Genomic DNA, 286 nt, shown 5'->3' with positions numbered 1-286 from the left:
CTGAGACCTTTGCAAAATTCCCCAAAATCCCCTAAATTCCTACTAAGACATTTAGGGGATTTTCCATGACCACCTTCTTTCAGCAAACCGTCCAAGCCATGATCGTCAAACACATCGACCGCTTCCCACTATTGAAGTTGGATCAGGTAATTGATTGGCAACCGATCGAACAGTACCTGAATCGTCAAAGAACCCGTTACCTTAGAGATCACCGCGGCCGTCCCGCCTATCCCCTGTTGTCCATGTTCAAAGCCGTCCTGCTCGGACAATGGCACAGCCTCTCCGA

Annotated in this window: 1 pseudogene; it reads left to right on the top strand. The window is 49.3% G+C overall.

Annotation, left to right across the window (positions count from 1 at the left end):
- Positions 1 to 65 precede the first annotated feature (65 nt).
- Positions 66 to 286, top strand: a pseudogene (locus ACTHSW_RS10870) (IS5/IS1182 family transposase); the annotation flags it as partial.

Origin of the sequence: Neisseria sp. P0008.S004 (assembly GCF_051962755.1) — a bacterium.
Classification (GTDB): Bacteria; Pseudomonadota; Gammaproteobacteria; order Burkholderiales; family Neisseriaceae; genus Neisseria; species Neisseria subflava_A.
Note: the sequence above shows the minus strand (reverse complement) of the source record. Positions and strands in the feature narration are given on the sequence as shown.